The 18,164-nt window shown below is 44.9% G+C and carries 16 protein-coding genes; 5 read left to right on the top strand and 11 right to left on the bottom strand.

Annotation, left to right across the window (positions count from 1 at the left end; all coding sequences use genetic code 11):
• Nucleotides 1-22 precede the first annotated feature (22 nt).
• Genes OH144_RS21505 through OH144_RS21495 form a run of 3 tightly spaced genes read right to left on the bottom strand, consistent with a single transcriptional unit; the run spans nt 23 to nt 1,289 of the window.
• Nucleotides 23-259: a hypothetical protein gene (locus tag OH144_RS21505; RefSeq protein WP_266206391.1), complete on the bottom strand. Its 237-nt coding sequence runs from the start codon at nt 257-259 to the stop codon at nt 23-25.
• Nucleotides 256-879, bottom strand: a complete 624-nt coding sequence (locus tag OH144_RS21500; protein WP_266206390.1) for a Fic/DOC family protein — start codon at nt 877-879, stop codon at nt 256-258. The genes OH144_RS21505 and OH144_RS21500 overlap by 4 nt, the downstream gene beginning before the upstream one ends.
• Nucleotides 879-1,289: a hypothetical protein gene (locus OH144_RS21495; protein ID WP_266206389.1), complete on the bottom strand. Its 411-nt coding sequence runs from the start codon at nt 1,287-1,289 to the stop codon at nt 879-881. The genes OH144_RS21500 and OH144_RS21495 overlap by 1 nt, the downstream gene beginning before the upstream one ends.
• A 640-nt stretch (nt 1,290-1,929) precedes the next feature.
• Here OH144_RS21495 and OH144_RS21490 point away from each other — a divergent pair.
• The 4 genes from OH144_RS21490 to arsB are packed head-to-tail and all read left to right on the top strand — an operon-like array spanning nt 1,930 to nt 4,713.
• Nucleotides 1,930-2,262 carry an ArsR/SmtB family transcription factor gene (locus tag OH144_RS21490; RefSeq protein WP_266206388.1) on the top strand — a complete coding sequence of 111 codons (333 nt, stop codon included), beginning with the start codon at nt 1,930-1,932 and terminating at the stop codon, nt 2,260-2,262.
• 18 nt (nt 2,263-2,280) lie between these two features.
• Nucleotides 2,281-2,736 carry a DUF6428 family protein gene (locus OH144_RS21485; protein WP_266206387.1) on the top strand — a complete coding sequence of 152 codons (456 nt, stop codon included), beginning with the start codon at nt 2,281-2,283 and terminating at the stop codon, nt 2,734-2,736.
• Nucleotides 2,737-2,781: 45 nt separating this feature from the next.
• Nucleotides 2,782-3,558, top strand: a complete 777-nt coding sequence (locus OH144_RS21480) for a metallophosphoesterase family protein (RefSeq protein ID WP_266206386.1) — start codon at nt 2,782-2,784, stop codon at nt 3,556-3,558.
• Between the two features lie 48 nt (nt 3,559-3,606).
• Complete coding sequence (arsB, locus tag OH144_RS21475) at nt 3,607-4,713, top strand: ACR3 family arsenite efflux transporter (protein WP_266206385.1); 1,107 nt, start codon at nt 3,607-3,609, stop codon at nt 4,711-4,713.
• A gap of 271 nt (nt 4,714-4,984) precedes the next feature.
• Here arsB and OH144_RS21470 read toward each other — a convergent pair whose 3' ends face one another.
• The 3 genes from OH144_RS21470 to OH144_RS21460 form a co-directional block, all read right to left on the bottom strand.
• Nucleotides 4,985-6,166: a DUF3800 domain-containing protein gene (locus OH144_RS21470; RefSeq protein ID WP_266206384.1), complete on the bottom strand. Its 1,182-nt coding sequence runs from the start codon at nt 6,164-6,166 to the stop codon at nt 4,985-4,987.
• Between the two features lie 78 nt (nt 6,167-6,244).
• Nucleotides 6,245-6,934: a recombinase family protein gene (locus OH144_RS21465; RefSeq protein WP_266206383.1), complete on the bottom strand. Its 690-nt coding sequence runs from the start codon at nt 6,932-6,934 to the stop codon at nt 6,245-6,247.
• 554 nt (nt 6,935-7,488) lie between these two features.
• Nucleotides 7,489-10,638 (bottom strand): Eco57I restriction-modification methylase domain-containing protein, encoded by a 3,150-nt coding sequence (locus OH144_RS21460; protein WP_266206382.1) that lies wholly within the window; start codon nt 10,636-10,638, stop codon nt 7,489-7,491.
• A 415-nt stretch (nt 10,639-11,053) separates the two neighbouring features.
• On the opposite strand from OH144_RS21460, the gene OH144_RS21455 reads away from it, so the two are divergent.
• Nucleotides 11,054-11,224 carry a hypothetical protein gene (locus OH144_RS21455; protein ID WP_266206381.1) on the top strand — a complete coding sequence of 57 codons (171 nt, stop codon included), beginning with the start codon at nt 11,054-11,056 and terminating at the stop codon, nt 11,222-11,224.
• Here OH144_RS21455 and OH144_RS21450 read toward each other — a convergent pair.
• From OH144_RS21450 to OH144_RS21430, 5 genes are all read right to left on the bottom strand, one after another.
• Nucleotides 11,211-11,789 (bottom strand): Fic/DOC family protein, encoded by a 579-nt coding sequence (locus OH144_RS21450; protein WP_266206380.1) that lies wholly within the window; start codon nt 11,787-11,789, stop codon nt 11,211-11,213. The genes OH144_RS21455 and OH144_RS21450 overlap by 14 nt on opposite strands.
• A 108-nt stretch (nt 11,790-11,897) precedes the next feature.
• Entirely contained in the window at nt 11,898-13,823 is a 1,926-nt protein-coding gene (locus OH144_RS21445; RefSeq protein WP_266206379.1) for a UvrD-helicase domain-containing protein, read from the bottom strand.
• Nucleotides 13,805-15,907 (bottom strand): ATP-dependent nuclease, encoded by a 2,103-nt coding sequence (locus OH144_RS21440; protein WP_266206378.1) that lies wholly within the window; start codon nt 15,905-15,907, stop codon nt 13,805-13,807. Before OH144_RS21440 ends, OH144_RS21445 begins: the two co-directional genes overlap by 19 nt.
• 537 nt (nt 15,908-16,444) lie before the next feature.
• Complete coding sequence (locus tag OH144_RS21435) at nt 16,445-17,419, bottom strand: nucleotidyl transferase AbiEii/AbiGii toxin family protein (protein WP_266206377.1); 975 nt, start codon at nt 17,417-17,419, stop codon at nt 16,445-16,447.
• The gene (locus tag OH144_RS21430) at nt 17,416-18,141 is read right to left on the bottom strand and encodes a type IV toxin-antitoxin system AbiEi family antitoxin domain-containing protein (protein ID WP_116541366.1); all 726 of its coding nucleotides are present in this window, start codon (nt 18,139-18,141) and stop codon (nt 17,416-17,418) included. The genes OH144_RS21435 and OH144_RS21430 overlap by 4 nt, the downstream gene beginning before the upstream one ends.
• Nucleotides 18,142-18,164: the final 23 nt, after the last annotated feature.

Genomic DNA, 18,164 nt, shown 5'->3' with positions numbered 1-18,164 from the left:
CAAAATATAAATCTTTACAGAACTAACCTTTCTCGATTCGGATGCTGTACCCAACCTTCTGAAGCGTTTCCTGGGCTTTGATAAGCCTTGCCAAAAAGGTTTGCCTATAGCTCCCCTTCCCACGGCCGACACCTTCATCCAGCTCAGCCAACTTCTCCCAGGTTAGGTTTTTCTCCTTAAACATAGCCTTCACCTCTGCGCTGATGTGGGTCTTAGGATCACACGCTGCGCATGTCTCGCCTTGGTTATTCTCACTCATAGTTTGAACCTGATAGATTGCTTATTTGATAACTCGACGGACTCAAGGGCCTCCTTAAACAGCGGGTAAAAAGGGGAGGGGCCTTTGTTTCCTACAGCAAAAGATGCCTGCTCTGCCTGTTGGTACTGCTGTGCCGAAACTTTGCGCCAGTCTATCTCATACCCCGCCTGTCGGGACAAAAGGGAAAAGAAAACCTTTAGTGTTCTGGTGTTTCCCTCCCGGAAGGGGTGAACGGCATTCAGTTCCTCAAAAAAATAAGATCCCTTCAATAGGAACTGCTCCCTATCCAGTCCCTTTAAATACCCCGCTGCCTTCAGCTCCTGAAGTAAGTGGTTGGCATAGGGCTCAATCATACGTGGCGCGGCATGTACAGCATTGCCTTTGGAGATCATTACACTCCGGAGCTTCCCTGCCCAAGGATAGACGGTGCCAAAGGTTTCCTTGTGGATCAGCTGCCAAAGCGCTAAATTAAACTTTAGTTGACTGGCTAATTTACCAGGCAAAGCCAATACGTTATGTCTCCAGTGGGTAAGCTCTAATTTGCTTAGCTTAGCTGCGTCCCTGATGTCAAAATGATTGATCAGCACATTGGTGCCAGGATAGCAGTACCTGTCGTTCATTACAGATACTTTAAGTTGAATACCTGAGTCATCTCCTCAGGCGTGATTTGCCCGTTGATATACAGCTCGTCCAGCACCTTGTTGAGCTCCTCCTCCTCGTAGCCCTCGCAGGCAGCGATGTGGTTTGTCTGCCCGAGTTGCTCCCTCCGTTCCTGGCGAACCTTTTCCGATACCACAGGCCTGTCTCTGTACTGAGATAAAAGCTGCTGTACTTTCTGCTCCCTGACCTCCTGCTGTACTGTCTCCAGGCTTCTGATCAGTCCGTTGAAGTACTCTGCTATAGTTCTGTGATTGCGTTGGTTCGTGGCTTCTATGGCTTTGATGAAGTACATATCGTCCACGTTGCTCTGGTCATAGTTTTCCAGTATGATCGTGGTCCCGTTCTGTAAAATGCCTTTTACTCTGTTCATGCTAACTCAAGGTAATGCCTGTATTGGTATACGAAATAGGCTTATCAAATGTAACAATATATTGTTACTTACACAAGTAAAAATTGGCTTTGCTGCAATCATATGTTCAAGTTGCTAGCAATGTAAAGTTATAAGTAGCCTTAAGAGCTTCTTTAGCGAATTATAATTATTTGAAAGCAGTATCAGTACTTAGTGGAAGAAGTAATCAAATATGTAACCTGTTAAGGGAGGATGAAGAAAATATTTTATAAATAATATTTGTTAATTAATGCTTAATAAATATTATTTATTGAGCAAAAAGAAGCTACTAAAGGGTTAACTTTCAAAGTTTAATAGGTTATTCAATAGTGATCTACAATTCTTCTGCAATGGCTAAAGCATACCTGAGTAAGCTTAACACCTCAATCTTGCTTTGTTTACCAACTGCACTCAACTCAGAAAATCCTTCTATTCAACATAATACCAGTTATACCCCCCTTTCCGGCCTCCTGGAGGGGGCGTTTTTGGTACTTTCACAGGAGCAGCAATTGCCCGTCAGTTGTTTTATATTCATTGACCGAGAGTGGGCACATGAAAAATACAAGGAACTTGTTTACTAGCTGCAAAGTTTATCGTATTATTGCAATGATACGATAATATAATGGGAATCACTAAAGCAGAATTTTTCACCGAGAGCCAGAATAAAACTGCCATGGTGCTGAAAGCGTTGGGGCATCCGGCGAGAGTCGCCATCATCGAGCACCTGCTCAAAGCCAGGACCTGTGTCTGCGGTGACATCGTAAGCGAACTGCCCCTGGCGCAGGCAACGGTCTCGCAACACCTGAAAGAACTCAAAAACGCTGGCATCATAAAAGGCACGGTGGAGGGCAATGCCGTCTGCTACTGCCTGGACGAGAGAGCCTTCGAGCACCTGAGCACATATTTCTCCGGCTTGCTGGCTAGCGTCAAGGACCAGAATTCAACCTGTTGTTAAACATTAAATACCAATGCCATGAGACTATCAGAAGTAAAGAACATATTGCAAACAGCCGAGGCGGTGAATTTTGAGCTGGAAAACGGAGCTAAGGTGCCCGAGCACTTCCACGTCACGGAGGTGGGTGTGGTAACCAAGAACTTCATTGACTGCGGGGGCACCGTACGGAATGAGAAGGTAGCCAACTTCCAGCTCTGGGACGCCAATGACTATGATCACCGCCTTAAGCCTCAGAAGCTGCTGAGCATCATTGCCCTTTCAGAAAAAGTCCTGGGCATGGAGGATCTGGACATCGAGGTGGAGTACCAAAGCGAGACCACCGGCAAGTATGACCTGGGCTTTAACGGTAAGGACTTTGTTCTGCAGGCAAAGACAACCAATTGCCTTGCACCAGACAAATGTGGCATTCCCGTGGAGAAGCTCAAGGTAATAGCCTCAGGCAGTGCCTGCACACCAGGTGGCGGCTGCTGCTAGTAGCCCAATCCTACAAACAAAAGTCACTTCAACTACACCAGACATATGAGTAAGATTGCATTGTTCAGCGACATCCACGCCAACCTGCCCGCCCTGGAGGCGTTCTTTGCCGATGTGGAAGAAAGAAAACCTGATTTCATTTACTGCCTCGGGGACCTGGTAGGCTACAACATCTGGCCAAACGAGGTGGTGGACGAGATCAGGAAGCGTAACATTCCCACTATCGCGGGGAACTATGACTTTGGTATTGGCAGGATGAGCAACGAGTGCGGCTGCGCTTACAAGACCGATCAGGACAAGTCAAACGGCTCCGTCTCTATTTCTTTCACCAACCAGGTCATAAAGCCCGAGCAGCGCCAGTACCTGCGGACGCTGCCGGCGCATATCATGGTGGAGTATCAGCTTAACGAAGACAGGCTGAACCTGCTGCTGGTGCATGGGAGCCCGAGGAAGATAAACGAGTACCTCTTCGAAGACCGGGAGGAAAAGAGCCTGCTGCGCATCATGGCTGATGCCGATGCCGACATCATGTGCTTCGGGCACACGCACAAGCCTTACCACCGGGTGCTGAACTCAGGCGAGGGTGGGAAAAACCATTTCCGCCACGCCATTAACATCGGTTCGGTGGGCAAGCCAAAGGACGGGGACAACCGGGGCGGCTATGTGATGCTGACGCTAAACGACAACAGCTCCGTGCTGGACAAAGACAGCGTGCAGGTAGAATTCATCCGCTTCAAGTATGACTTTGAGAAGGCGGCCAGAGCCGTTGAGGAGTCCGTCCTACCCAACGAGTATGCCGAGAACCTGAGAAAAGGGTGTTGATCAGAGCCCTACGATAATTAAACCGAATAAGAAAAAAGTATTTTTTATATGAGTGCCACCAACTGTGCCCCTGCCCATCAGCGGAAGAAACTCAGGCTCTTTGACCGCTACCTGACCCTGTGGATATTCCTCGCCATGTTTCTGGGCGTGGGCATTGGGTATTTTCTGCCTGAGTCCTCCGGTTTCATAAACTCCTTTTCCAGCGGCACAACGAACATTCCACTGGCCCTTGGCTTGATACTGATGATGTACCCGCCACTGGCGAAGGTGCGCTATGAGAAGATGGGCGAGGTGTTCAAGAACGTGAAGATTCTGAGTATGTCATTGTTGCTCAACTGGGTTATCGGCCCATTCCTGATGTTCTTCCTGGCTATTATTTTCTTCTATAACCAGCCAGAGTACATGATCGGGCTGATACTGATCGGCATTGCCCGTTGCATCGCTATGGTGATGGTGTGGAACGAGTTGGCGGAGGGCAACCGGGAGTATGCCGCAGGTCTGGTGGCCGTGAACAGTGTCTTCCAGATTTTCTTCTACAGCCTGTATGCTTACCTGTTCATCTCGGTGCTCCCCCCTCTTTTCGGTGTTGAGAGTGCCGAAATCAACATCACTATCGGGCAGATAGCGGAAAGCGTGCTGATTTACCTGGGCATTCCATTCTTGGCTGGCATCGTGAGCCGCTACGGACTGATTAAATGGAAGGGGCTGGAATGGTTCAACAGCAAGTACATTCCCTTCATTTCGCCCATCACGTTGATAGCCCTGCTTTTCACCATCGTACTGATGTTCAGCCTAAAGGGGGAGTTGATGGTGCAGATTCCGTTCGATGTGCTTCAGATAGCCGTGCCGCTGGTACTGTATTTCGTCATCATGTTTGTTCTCAGCTTTGTCTTAGGCAAAATGCTTGGTGCTGATTATTCGAAGAACACAGCCATTTCCTTTACCGCCACAGGCAACAATTTTGAGCTGGCCATAGCTGTCGCCATTGGTGTTTTCGGCATCAACTCAGGCCAGGCCTTTGCTGGCGTGATCGGCCCATTGGTGGAAGTGCCTGCGCTGATACTGCTGGTGAATGCCGCCTTCTGGTTTAAAAAAAAGTGGTATAGCAGGGAAGAAGTAGTGCCTGGACTAAAGTCTGTTCATGGTAAGTCGTGAAAGTACCGCAATATATTAGTCTTGTTTAACATAAGTGAGCTTGTCGTCCATTATTTATTAAGAAACTATACCACAATATATTACGATAAGCTAGATAATTAAAATGTAACACATTTTAAATTTTATGTAATAAATAAAAATTATTAATTAAAGTGTGTCAATATCTATAATATCAAAGATATATACAAGGTTAATAGTAAATATGGCATAACTACAGCAGATAAAAGCAGAGAATTTGTTTTCCCCAGGTACCCAGTTCGAGTGAAGAATCTTAATTGGCCAAAGAAGTATACTTCTCCTTATTCAGTGTTTTGATCAACTCATGCAAAAGCGAATAAGCGGTGTTAGTTTGAAGCAGGTCCACCTCCTGCACACTGTTCACCATCAACTTGCGGTTACAGATATTGATGCGGTTAAGCATCGGAACAATGCTGTTGAGGTAGCGGTTATAGAAGCCAGCGATATCCTCCACGCCGTCAGGAAGCTTATAGCCTGACTTACCTTGGATACTTGCGATAAGCACCCCGTTGTCGCGCAGGTGCTGGACACAAACCCGCAGCTGCTGCTCCGAAAAAGTCGGAAATCTTCTTTTTAGCTTATCAATGATCTCCCGTTTCTCGATGAGGCGGTCAGGCGCGGTGCGGAACATCAGGTACAGATACTGCAACACAGCAAGCGCCTCCTCCGAAAGGCTGTTTCTGCCAGAGAGTGCCTCTTGGGCGGACTCCGAGGCTATTCTTCGTATAAGGTGGTTCTTCTGCCGATCTTCGGGGGTAGGGGAGAGGAGATAGTCTGTTCTTTCAAAAGGGAAAAAGTCAATGAACGTACGGTCGTGCAGCAGATCGAACAGTGCGGGTGCCTTTTCGTGGCTGTGACTGGTGCAGTAAATCTTGCCCAGGCAGCCAGAAAGAAAATCTGCCAGCTGCACCAAGGGCTCCTCTGACTTATCCTCTACCAGGCGGTACGAGCGCTCCGGCGTGAACAGATCCCGCTGGATAACTTTGGTTTCAATGTAATGGTGCAGGCTGCGCCGGAACGCTGGCCAGCCAAGCTGATCGGCATGAATCGAGAAAGCAGTGAAGTTTTTGGGAAACTGCTTGAGAAAGATTCTGTTGAAGTATTTATAGAACACATCATTATGATCAAAACCTGCTCCCTCCAGCTTGCTCTTGTTGATGACCATCCCCAGCACCACGAAGTCCAACTGGCGCAGCTCCCTTAATACCTCCAATCTTTTCCGGAAGCCCTTCTCATCATTGGGGATACGGTTGGACTTGATGGGTTGGCCTTGGAAGAAGCGTTGGCTGATCGTATCCCTTAGCAGCCGGGCCTGCTCCAGCTTCGTCTTATCCAGGAGAACAGCTGTCAGAACAAAATGGGAGAAGGTACCGGCTTTATCCAGGTTTAGGCTGGCGTTTCCGAATTCATCAAGAAAAATATGTACATGTTGCATAGGAGGAGTATAGGGTGATAACTCTTATGCCACATAAGATACAAAAGATGAAGCACTTTCAATATAAATATAGTAAGCCTAAACTACGCTGGTGAGGGCATCCGTTTGAAGCTGCCCTTGTCGGACGTGCAGCCGCTGAACGGTGATGGCAAAGAACTTCTTTCCCCTGCGGGTGGTGAAGCCGTGGCTGTTAAGCCGGTCAGCAATTTGCTGATAGGTCATATCCTTTTCCCGATACATCTGGATCAGTTCCGTGGCCTGTCGGTTGGCTTTGTGCGATGCTGCGTTCTCCTGCCGTATCTGAAGTCCTTTCGTCCTGGCTCCCTGGGTCAAGTTCTCAGGCGTACCCAAGGCAAAACCCTGTAGCTTCTTTTGCTGGAGCGCGGCTCTGGTCCTGGAGCTGATTAACTCCCGCTCATGCTGGGCCAATACGGCGAAGATTCCGATGGTCAGAGTATTGGCATCGGGCATATCCACGGCTAGAAAGTCCACGTGGCTGTCACGCAGCTTGAAGATAAACCCGGCGTTACGACTGAGACGATCGAGCTTGGCGATCAGCAGCTGGGCCTGCTCCCGCTTCGCTAGGGCAATGGCCGCCTCCAGCTCCGGTCGGTCGTTGCGCTTGCCGCTCTCCACCTCGATGTGCTCGGCCAGCAGTGTGTCGCCGGCCTTCAGGAAACCTTTCACCATCTCGCGCTGCGAGTCCAGGCCCAGCCCGCTCTGGCCTTGCTTCTTGGTGGAGACCCGGTAGTAGGCCACGTACTTCATCTTCGCTACTCCTTATTATATATAGGTGAAACTCGGGGGCAAAGATAGCTATAACATTTTATAATCGTGCGTTTGTAAAACGTTATAAGCTGCCACACTGACAGATCTCCCTTGCGCAGCCAGGGATTTTAGAAATTAGCAAGTCAAATAAAGAATAAAACCTATAGGGAAAAGCTACCTGATAGCGGCAGCGGAGGAGGTGCTCGCTGTCGCGGTTTCTGATCAGGTGGTATTAACCTTCACGAACGGGAAAGAGAAGGGAAATGTATACGTCAAATGCATCGTCTCTATGAAAATATTTGTCGTGATGTTTTAGCCTTTATTATAGCTCATGCTTTCTCCGTGGACGATCTGTTGTAAATATATATGCGCTCACGATTTATTTGAGGGGATTATAGCCGTCACAACTGGTAGTCACATTGGTAGCGTCCTTTAAACTTTATTATCCTCTCTATTTAAAGAAGTCGCTTCTAATCTGAGTGTATATTGAATTGATGCCTGTTGTGGCGGTTCAGCCGATAAGTATTTTTATGTAAAGTGAGGGGCTTTTACCGCTAATGGTTTATCAACTCAATTTCTTCTCTTGTGAGGTTATATAATTGGTAAACCATCCGATCAATTTCATTGTCAGTATGCTGAAGTAGTTGCTGGATTTGAGCAGCTAACTTTTGCTGCGCCTCGAAATAAGATACCCACTCAGCTTTCTGAGCTAAGGTTAATTTCACTTTTGATTTCTTTAGTTCCTTGACAAAGTCTGACCAAGATAGGCTATACCACTGCATCATCTTTTGACTTGGAGTAACAGTATTGAATTCTGTCTTAAGCAGTGTTAAGAACTTATTTGCGAGCTCCTGTAACTCCCTGCTCTTCGCTCTCATTAAGTCTGCTCTCTCAATTAAGTCCTGTTGAGATTCAGCGATAACTATTGGTAGCCGTTCAACAAAAATCACCTTTACCTCTGCAAGTGGTTTTCCTACCATGTGGAAGTTATCAAACTGAAACACCCACTTCATTAATTTTGAATTCAACAGTGCTTCCACATACTTAATGCTTAGGGTGCTGGATCTAGGTACTATAGTATGAACCGAATTGACACCTATATAGCTGTTTTCATCATATACAGTCAACAGTTTGTCGTCTGTTCTCCTAATAAATAGTTTAGGTTGTAGAAAAGCTTCTTTCCCTCTCGGTTCAGCTAACCACTCTCCATACTTTATATATTCTCCGTCCCACTTTAAGCTGTATCTGTTCACCTGAGTACCTCTGATCAGTGGAGACCAGCTTGAATCAATTAAATTAAATGCTGTAAATGGTTTTTCTTTTACGTCCTTTTTAGTCTGCTTTGGAACGCCCTTCCCCGTCTGGTAAGGCTTTACTCCAGTTGTCACAATACAGCTTTCAACGAGGGGAGTGCTTATGTCCTTGATCTTCTTTCTAAGCTTTCTTGCTATTTCTGTAGCCCTATAATTAAAAATGAGCTTATCACTTTCGAACAAATCATTTCTTGAGAAGCCAATGGTTTCAAGTAAGCTGGTATTAAACTCTTGCTTATTAATGCGGCTGTTGAGCAAAACATGGAATTTATAATCATCTGCTACCCTCGCTTTCTTGAATATCGATACTAAGGGTTCCACTATTGCATCCGGAAAAACATTAAATGTTTCAAGCAGGCTGATCAATACATGGTCTTCAAACAGAAATTTCCTCAACTGCACCCCATTCTCTAAAACCAGAAAGGTGTTGGGTGTTATGTACCCGAGATACCCACCACTGTTCAGGACGTTACTTGCCTTCTCAAAGAAGAATTTATAAGTATCATAATTGTACTGTGTAGTTGAGTAAAAAGCGTCAAAATATTTTTTCTCCACATCAGAGACTGTAGCTCCGTAAGGGGGATTGCCCACCACAACATCAAAGCCACCTGTTGCAAAAACATCGTAAAACTCTTTCTGCCAGTCAAAGGCTTTCTCTCCAGCAGTTGCCGGATCAGAGACTAGTGAATTACCGCACTTGATGTTGGCATCAAGCGTTGTGAGCTCCTTACTTTTGTTAGCAGTCTTGAGCCAGAGGCTAAGCTTTGTGATTTCAACGCTCTCCTCGTTTAGGTCCACACCGAATATGTTGTTGTTCAGGATGTGCCTGTCCAGGTCAAAGGCCTCAAACTGCCCGCCACGCAGCCGGGCGAGCTCCTTGTTCACGCGTTGCCCCTCCTGGAACAGGAAATCGAATACCTGGTTCAGGAACGCACCGGATCCACAGGCTGGATCCAGCACCTTGATGTTTCGCAGGGCCTCCCGGTAAGCGTCCCATGCTTTTAGGTGTTTCTCCACCGCCTTATTTGTCACTAGCTTTTTCTTTGCATCGAATCGGATGCTGGCGTAGTCATTCTCGGTAAGCTCGGGCAGCTTCTCAAAGCCCAGTTCCCGTTGTCGGTCCTGCAGCCAACCCCCTACGGCTTCCTTTACAATATAGCGGGTAATGTACTCCGGAGTATAGAATATGCCGTCTTTCTTTCTCTTCCCGGTCTCGGCTTCGAAGTCCTGCCCCGCTATTTCTGCCTTTGTCTCCTCTATGTCCGAGATGCTTTGCTCGAATATGTGCCCCAAGATGTTCACATTCAGATCCGAGGCAAAATCGTACTTCTCCAGGGAAATGATGTGCTCCAGCGTGCTGTCCTTTATCTGCAGGTTGTCAAGCAACGCGTCTGGGGCGAACAGGCCTCCGTTAAACTTGTTGATTCCTTCCTCCGGATAGCCCTTGTCGATGGCATGAAACAAGCCCTTCACCCGCTCATAGATCTTGGTGTCCTGTCGGTTAAACTTGTCTTCTTTTACAGCTTTCAGAAGGCTCCGGAAGGTGTACGGCGGTATGATTGTCAGGTCTTCGCAGAAGCAAACGAACACCACCCGATCAAGCAGCTTCTGCGTTTTCTGGAATATAGTCAGCTCCGGTACCTCCGGGTTCTGGCTGTGTAGATGCCGGAACAGGTCCAGGCGTGCTTTCTTATAGTCCCCATAGAAGTTCTTTGTGATCTTCTGCTCCTCTGCCTGCCGCTCCCTGTAGAGCTGCTCTGTTGCCGACTCCCCGTGCTCTAGCATTAGTCGGTCCTTGTGCACCTGAAACAGGAAGCGAAGCAGCTCGGCCTCTTCATGCAGCTGCATCACATCGAACTGTTCATAGCGGCTCTGATCGGAGTGGTGGTACAGCCTTATCTCCAGAAAGTTGCTGACCAGTACCCAGCGGCAGTTGCCGCCGGCTTTCGGAACGTAGCTGAAGGCCTGTTCCACGGGGCTGCGCTTGTCGTGGAAACGGTTCTGCGGCTTGTCAAGATCAGTTCGCGCGTCCTTCAGCTCAATCACAGCCCTCACATCCGCTTTGCGCTCACTGCCGAACATCCAGAAATAACCCAATGCACCGTCAGCCTTTGTACTGTCTGAGTCAGACTTGTGCTCTTTGCTTAGGTTCCATCTCGTTGCCTCTGGGCTATACACATACTCAAGCACCTCCCCAAAGAAAATATTCAGGAACTCACTCTGCAGTTCCTCTTCTTTCTGCTTCAGGATTTTGCCACTTTTAATACCACTCTGCCATTTTTCAATGAATGCCCGCTTCTTTGCCAGGTCTGGGAACTGGGACAGGTGGAAGTTCTGGGCTTTGGATTTGAGGTATTTTCTGGAAAATATGGGAGAGTAGAGTTGCGCCATCGGTTGGAGACTAGGTTTACGGACAGTAAGTTAAAGTAAACTTAGCTTTATGCATAATCTGACGTTTACTTTCAACTGCACAAGCAAGACCCTTTTCTAGAGTTCCAGCCAGTTCATAGGCTACGGTTGTACAAGCATCATTGAAATGAGTTCCTTCTGCCTCAATAGAAGAGCATCCTCCCGGCTCTACAGAACCCTCTGCTTCTTTATCCTTTTTGCCTTATGGTTTATACCCATACCCAGACTTTCGCCAGCTTTAACTTTTGGATTGGAATTATCGTATGCACTATCATTGTTGTTATTATTGGCACTGGTATTGCTTGTAGCGTACAAACAACTATCTTTGCTAACGTCGTTGATGACAGCTATTTGTATTGTAGCAGCATTGCCGCAAGTACTCTACTAAAAAAAGACCATGAAACTTAGAGACCGTTACCCAAAGCTGAAGGATGAGGCATTTGTGCGCTCGATGGTGGTAAAGTCGGTGCACGGCTCTATGCTGCTGGAGAACCAGGGCGTAAGCAAAGACCGCCTGGAGAAGCTATACAGTGAGGTGAAGGAGGAGCAGCGGCTTACAAAGGCTTAAGCTGCGCCCTAATCATCTGCTCCAATTCTGAGAAATCATGTGTATCTGCAAGCTTCACGGCTTGCAGATATTTTTTTCTGCCATCCCCTTCTCGTTGATACAGCTCCACACTTTGATAGCCGTGCATGTAAGCCAATAGGTCCGTAATCAGGCGTGCTGAGCGGCCGTTACCGTTCACAAAGGGGTGTATGTGCACCATCTTGTGATGCGCCCAAGCCAGATCCCTCACCAATGTATTTGTGTTATTGTTATCTAAGTTCTGTAGCCGGTAGTTGAGGTCATAGATAAACTCCGACATTAGGCGGGGAATATCAAAGAACCTTGGTGGCGTATAGGACCCTACCTGTAAATCCTTGTTTCTCCACTTTCCCGCCCACTCATAAACTTCACCGAATGCAGTTCTATGAATATCTAAAATGAGGCTGGTAGTGATTTCGACTGGAAAGTCCAGGTCCAGCATGTACTCCTCTGCTCGCAGCACTCCCTTTGCCTCCAGTTCGTTGAGCTGTGCTTTGTCGGCTATGCCTAACAGGTTATCATCTGCTGCAGTTGTGTATTCTCCCATGGTATAGCCTTTATAAAAAGGCTAAATTTATACAATAGGAGTGAGAGTAGCACTGATGTTATAGGCAGCAACCAATATTTATCTCAATTTAGTGGTAGGATTTACTTTTTAAATGGCTACAATATTTTTAGCTCCAAACCACTCAGTTGCAGAAACTATCACTTGCTTACTAGGGTTATGATAGAAAACCACCAAATTTTCTTTTGCCCGGGTACAGCAAACATAAAATATTTTTTGTGTTCTTTTGAGAACGCTTTCTTTACCTGTGTTTAGAAATAGATTTTCAAAGTTGTAGTTATTCCAGCCCCCGTTGTCTAAAACAACAAGTACATTATTAAATTCTGTTCCTTTAGTTTTGTGTTGTGTAGAGAAAGGAGTTTTACCTTCCAAGTAGTCATACAACTTTTGAAATTCTTCAAATTGAACTTCTTTTACCCTATTATATAAGTACTCATTCTTTACTATAAACTTCTCTAACGTATCATCTATTAGGCAAATACCTCTTTCATGAGCATCATTGATTACTTCCTCGATTGTTTTATTACCTACATTGACTAAACTTTCAATATTATTTTTTAAAGTCCGCTTATCTGTAACTTGGTTAATTTTGTATCTATAATCAGTAACTCTAAGAAACTCGTTGTATCGCCCAGTTTTGTATAACACGATATTACTTTGGATCTTAAAGAGGTGTTTTATCAAACTGTCACGTTTTGACCCTTTTTTGTGATCGCCATTTTCATCTTGCTTTTTGTCGTCAATTAAGGCGTCTTTAGACAGATAGATTTTTTTAACTTCTGAGAAAGGCTTGTGCTTCAATTGGTTATAAAGATTGGCGTTATTGTCATCTTGAAGCAGTAACTCCTTTTTGAGTTGCCTTTGCTTATTCTTTAGTTGAAGTTTATTAACAACAGTATCAAAACTATCATCTTCGGTTATCTCAATCTCAGATAAACCTTTCTTATTGCTGTTTTTGATTTTATTTAAGATATCATTCTTCAACCCAATCACTGGATCACTATCATAAATATCCATCAGCGTCCGGAAACCAGCTTTATCAGCAATTAGGTTATGGGTAAGATTTAATTCTTTAGTTTCCTTGGCATTGCTAAAATCCCAATTGTGGTTATGAGTCAAGTACTGCTTTACTGCTGCAACATCACCATTATTTGAATGAATAAACAGAATATTGCCTTCTTTTACCTGTCCAGCTACCATGTTCGGTGCACCCTCATCAATTGAAGGCTCCTGTACTATTCCATCCGTTCTTAATCTGTTAGCCAATTCAATTATTTTTAGGGGGCTTCTTCTATTTTGTGTTTTCTTGACCTCACGGACCATATCTGCTGCATCTCCCTTGTATTCATCTAGGTTCCCAATACCATCATCATAAATTGATTGCATGGCATCTCCAAAGAACCCGATAAGGTTTTTCTTCTGGCTTTTTCTGAAGTGATTTAAGAAAATAGCAACGACTGACTTGCTTGTATCTTGGTATTCGTCAATGAAAATAAACTGGAATTTATCTTTAACGATAGAGCTAAGCTTTGGGTGATTTTCGAAAAGGAAATTCGCTATGATCAATAATTCGTCATGAGAAATAATTCCCTCTTTGAGTTTTAAGTACTCTTTGTATTGAACCCCTTTTTCAAGATTATTAAAATAATCGGCCGGAATAGCTCTTCCTTCATCGATAGAAATTTTAGCTTCTACATCATTCGCTAATGTAATAATGGCAGATTTTAGCTCCTTCTGAAAATGCTTGATATTATCCCATAAAAAGTCGTGAATAGTAGACACATTTAGATTCTTATGGTTTACACGTTCTTCAATTTCTTTAACTGCCGCATTAGTATATGTCATGCAAGCGACTTTGGCAGTTGGGTTTTCGATAATTACCTGTCTGATAACCTGGACCAAAGAAAAAGTTTTTCCGCTTCCCGCACCTCCGCTTAATAAAAAGTTACAATTGTTATCAATGCACTGGAAAATTTCCTGTACTTCTGGCTCTAATGTTAATCTTTCTTTAACCATAATAAACCTTCTTTGATATAAGAGGGAATTTCCCAGTTACTGAAATCTGCATCGCTATGGAAGAGGATGTCCAAGGCAAAATGTGTTTTCTTTTTTATACACTTTTCAGCCAATTCATAAGGTCCAAGGCCATTATCAAAATGTGATTTATGCTGAAGCCCTCTAAAGCTACTTTTGTTATTCTTTATATATTCTTTGTTAATGTTAATGAATGCATCCTCGAAACTCCTAGCATTGTACCCGTTCTCTTTGGTTTGATACACAACACAAAGCTTTCCATCTACCTGGTTCACCCAAGAGCCGTCAACTTTACCGAAAATCTTGTCTGTAAGAAGAAAGTCCGTGAGATTATTAAAAGAAGGGTCACCGAAGAAAGACCTAATTGCCTCATTAGAGTAATCAACGCCTAAAGCTACTTTACACTTTTTCCCTTCATCATCAACAGCGTCAAGGTCGGTAATGATCAATGCCTTAACACCTAAGAAATCAATGAATTTTTCAAAAATTTGAGAATATGCTCCAACTTCAATAATAGAAATGTTTTGAGAAAGCAATGGCAGGTATGCATCAGGATCAACTGATGCTGCATACTTCTTTTCTTCTTCAATGTCCACCTTTCGCATAAGTGTTGGAACAAGTATGCGTTCTGTATCTCCTTCAATTAATACTGCCTTGTCAGCAAAGAATATTTCTGCCCGGCTGATAGTTAGGTACTGTTTCAGAAATTGATATTGAGTAGTTGTGTCATCATAATCCTGTTTCAAGTCTTTCAAGTTCTTAGCAATTACCCCGCATTCATTCTCCTTTTTCAAATACTTGATATCGTCAAAATCACTGTCTGCAACAATGCAAGCCGAATGAGTGCTTATGATATATTGCAAGTCCCTATGCTCTCCATCTTTCCGCTTAATGCCTTCACCTAACAGTCTTTTTATGTTCTTAATGAAAACATATTGCATCTGAGGATGGGTATGTGCCTCCGGTTCTTCTATAAATAACAAATTTATGTCTGCAGGCCTTTTCTCTTTTTCCCGTTCAAACTCATGTACAAGAATCTCTATTTCAAAGATCATACTGATGAGGTTCATGTAGCCCAAACCATTGTAGTGTTCAGGTAGATGATTGTCCGCATCATGTTTGTAAACTACAGTAGTGTTCCCTTCAAGTAGTTCCCGGTGTTGAAGAGTAGAGATAATTTCAATCTCTGATTCATTGATTTTTACACCGCCGAAATCCCTAACTTTCTTTACTATATTATTAAAAAGAGACTTGTAAATCCCACTTAGATGAGTATCCGTTTCACTTAGTTTGTCTTTGAAATCTTCAACGGCTATGTTCTGCTCATCACTAGCCTCGGTGCGCCTATATATTCGTGATGTTTGGCCTGAAAGTGTCTTATCAATATCTTTATTAGTGACATCTCTCTTGGCGCTGATGTATTTGAAGTTAATTATATCGGCAATACTTATTTTTTCAGAATTCAAATCTATATAAATGCTCTCATTTGCCTTTTTTGTAGCCGAATCATACCCCAATGAGTGTTTACTTATCTTAAAATAATCTGTGTGATTCAATTTTAAGAAGTCCAGTAAAGTGCTGATCTTGTAGTTCTGGTTTTGTTGCTGCTTTTCCTCCTTCTTTTTGTTTTGTTTAGCTTCATACTCGCGGTACTCCTTTCTCAACTGTGAATACCCAGCAAAGTCCATTGTATATTCAAAACCGAGAACGATAACATTATTGTCTGGATCTAGGTCCATCATTAATTGGCTGATATTGGACAGGTTATCTACTTCTGTATATTCGATAAAAAGCTTGAGCCTTATTCCTAAGCGTGTATAGCCTTCTTCAGTTAAAGCCTCTTCTGCATTAATTATAGTTTTGAGCTCATTCTTGAAATCAATATTAAAATCGTCAACAGTGAATCTGTTTTTATCAGGTTTACATAAAAACTTATCAAGAACAGAAAGAATAGATGTTTTACCAGTATTGTTTTTGCCGATAACTAGTGAAAGGTCCTTTTCCAAGTCAATGGAAAAGCATTTTAATAATCGGTAATTATCTATTTCAATTTTAAATATTTTCATACATTCTCAATATCCCTTTATTATAAGTTTGTTTTAAGATAAGTTCTTTAGCCCTCATTCATGAAAAACACTATGCTGTGATGTGTATTATTAATTGGCTACTACTTACTAAAATGCCTATTCCTTCTATCTGAGCTATATGCATGAGTTGTATATGCTCTTCTAAAGATATTGAGAATGAATTTAAAAATTTTTATTGTTATATATTATTTTTTAAATACAATCAACTTGATAGTGTCATACCCAGACCTATGGTTTCTCAACTGTGAAGACTCCGCCGGCCGCCATAGAATTGGAAATCATAGGATATAAAGGAGGGAAGCAGACTGATAAGAAAGCCTACGCTTATACAGGAGGAAAACACTTCCTTACCTTCGAAAGCCAACCAATAGCCAATGAGATATAGCGGAGTATTACCAGGAAAGGAGGCTGTGCACGGCCTGGGCGATTTCTTATTATTTAATTCTATAGTTTGAGGAGCAGTTAATCCCACAGCTTGTGGGACTAATTACACTAAGTCAATGCTACCTATCTGACTTAACTCTTCCTGCCTCCAAATACCTGGAGGCGGGCACCGACCGTTCCCAAGACGGCAATTACCTCCTCCGGGGCAGGCAGCGTGCCATACACGAGGGATCGGAATTCCTGCTGGTAGGCCGTCTCTAAAGAACTCCAGGCTCCTCTCACATCTGCAAACAGCAGGCACGCATCCAATGGCTGCTGAGCCCAGTCCCCCTGGAACTCGCTGTTGCGGGCATCATCGGCCTGTACAGCTTGGATCATCTCGAAGAAGTCCTCGCTGTGCAGAAAGGCGGTCACTGCAGGTGCTTTCAGCATGGCGTGCAGGTCATATACATGGCGGATCTTGCTACCTAATTCATCTACTGGGTTTTCGGCATAAGAAGCCCGCACTAGGGCCAGTACTTTCTCTGTGAAGGTGCGCTCTAGGCTCACCACATTTACCTCAAAAGGCTCTAGCTCGTACTGGCGGATCATTTCCAGCAAACCACGTTGAGCCATAAACTGGCTGATATAGGTCTTGATCGGCATCAGCTGGTGTGGATTAGGGCTGGCAAAGGAGTTGATCTCGACCAGAATCTTGTCAGTTGCTTGTCCGTAGTCTCCCTGCACGGAGGCTCCGTAGTCGTGCAGTGTTTTGCGGAAGCGGGAGCCTTTGCTGGTCCGGTGCGGGTCATCTACTTCAACCATGTCCTTTGTGATCTCTTTTGAGATTTTGCGGATCAGCTGCATGACCTGGTTGTTTGTCATGCCCTCGTCGGCGTTGATGGCCAGGTCGATGTCCTCGGAAAAACGCTCGATCAGGTTGTAGGCTTTGGATAGGGAGGTGCCGCCCTTGAAGATGGCTTGCTCCACGTAGGGGGAGTGGGCCAGGCGGTAAAGCACCAGCGTCACCCAGTAGTCTTTCTCCACATACACATCCCTGATCTGCAAGGCCTCTGCCGTGGCCGTAATGGCATCCCGGAATACCTCCGGGTTTTGGTGCAGGTTCATATAATATTCCAGTCTTTTCTGTTGGGCAAAATGCTCTCGCTAATGCCCAGTTTGTATTTAGTCAGCGGGTTGAGTGACTGCTTTAGCCTGTCTGCCTCCTTAGCATATCCCAGCTGCTCCAGCAGGGCTCCCAGCAGGGCACGGGTAGCTGGGTTGTAGTCCAGCGCCAGCTCTATAAGACGTGATGTGTCACGCTCAGTCAGCTTCCTGATGTACTCCAGTAAAATGAGGATGGTCTTTTTGTTGTTACGGTCCGGAATCTTCTTGTAACCGCGCAGGGCGTCCAGGATTTGAAGCTTGTCTATGTCGGACTCCTTGAAGCTGGTGGGGCTTTGGACATAACGGATCTTGGTCTTCCCGACGCTGGCCACCCGCCGCTGCTTGCGGGTCACCAGCGTCACCTCCCGGGGGACCTGCGTGGTCAGACCCAGCTGGTTGTAAAGCCCCAAACCGCTCTCGTAACCTTTGACTTTGCCTTTGGAGGTGCTAAGACTCTTGATGATCTCTTTTTCGGATGGTCTCACTTTCCCGAAAACAGTTTCCTTTGGCTTGTAGTAACGGCCTTTCGCCAGCCGGTTGATCACCCCCTGCCTGGTCAGGCGGCTGAGTGCCGCTGCCAGGGCCTCCAGCTGGCTGTCGCTTACCTGAAAATCGGCGTAAGTCAGCAGCTGCCCGGGCTGTGCCTGCTCGATTCTTTCCCGGACTTTCTGCATAATGCTCATCACTTCCTTTCTAAGTTGTGCAC

This window comes from Pontibacter kalidii (assembly GCF_026278245.1).
Lineage (GTDB): Bacteria > Bacteroidota > Bacteroidia > Cytophagales > Hymenobacteraceae > Pontibacter > Pontibacter kalidii.
Note: the sequence above shows the minus strand (reverse complement) of the source record. Positions and strands in the feature narration are given on the sequence as shown.

Bases quoted from the DNA above. Each gene is read 5' to 3' on its own strand.
- OH144_RS21505 (WP_266206391.1), bottom strand. From the start codon at position 259: ATGAGTGAGAATAACCAAGGCGAGACATGCGCAGCGTGTGATCCTAAG.
- OH144_RS21500 (WP_266206390.1), bottom strand. From the start codon at position 879: ATGAACGACAGGTACTGCTATCCTGGCACCAATGTGCTGATCAATCAT.
- OH144_RS21495 (WP_266206389.1), bottom strand. From the start codon at position 1,289: ATGAACAGAGTAAAAGGCATTTTACAGAACGGGACCACGATCATACTG.
- OH144_RS21490 (WP_266206388.1), top strand. From the start codon at position 1,930: ATGGGAATCACTAAAGCAGAATTTTTCACCGAGAGCCAGAATAAAACT.
- OH144_RS21485 (WP_266206387.1), top strand. From the start codon at position 2,281: ATGAGACTATCAGAAGTAAAGAACATATTGCAAACAGCCGAGGCGGTG.
- OH144_RS21480 (WP_266206386.1), top strand. From the start codon at position 2,782: ATGAGTAAGATTGCATTGTTCAGCGACATCCACGCCAACCTGCCCGCC.
- arsB (WP_266206385.1), top strand. From the start codon at position 3,607: ATGAGTGCCACCAACTGTGCCCCTGCCCATCAGCGGAAGAAACTCAGG.
- OH144_RS21470 (WP_266206384.1), bottom strand. From the start codon at position 6,166: ATGCAACATGTACATATTTTTCTTGATGAATTCGGAAACGCCAGCCTA.
- OH144_RS21465 (WP_266206383.1), bottom strand. From the start codon at position 6,934: ATGAAGTACGTGGCCTACTACCGGGTCTCCACCAAGAAGCAAGGCCAG.
- OH144_RS21460 (WP_266206382.1), bottom strand. From the start codon at position 10,638: ATGGCGCAACTCTACTCTCCCATATTTTCCAGAAAATACCTCAAATCC.
- OH144_RS21455 (WP_266206381.1), top strand. From the start codon at position 11,054: ATGAAACTTAGAGACCGTTACCCAAAGCTGAAGGATGAGGCATTTGTG.
- OH144_RS21450 (WP_266206380.1), bottom strand. From the start codon at position 11,789: ATGGGAGAATACACAACTGCAGCAGATGATAACCTGTTAGGCATAGCC.
- OH144_RS21445 (WP_266206379.1), bottom strand. From the start codon at position 13,823: ATGGTTAAAGAAAGATTAACATTAGAGCCAGAAGTACAGGAAATTTTC.
- OH144_RS21440 (WP_266206378.1), bottom strand. From the start codon at position 15,907: ATGAAAATATTTAAAATTGAAATAGATAATTACCGATTATTAAAATGC.
- OH144_RS21435 (WP_266206377.1), bottom strand. From the start codon at position 17,419: ATGAACCTGCACCAAAACCCGGAGGTATTCCGGGATGCCATTACGGCC.
- OH144_RS21430 (WP_116541366.1), bottom strand. From the start codon at position 18,141: ATGAGCATTATGCAGAAAGTCCGGGAAAGAATCGAGCAGGCACAGCCC.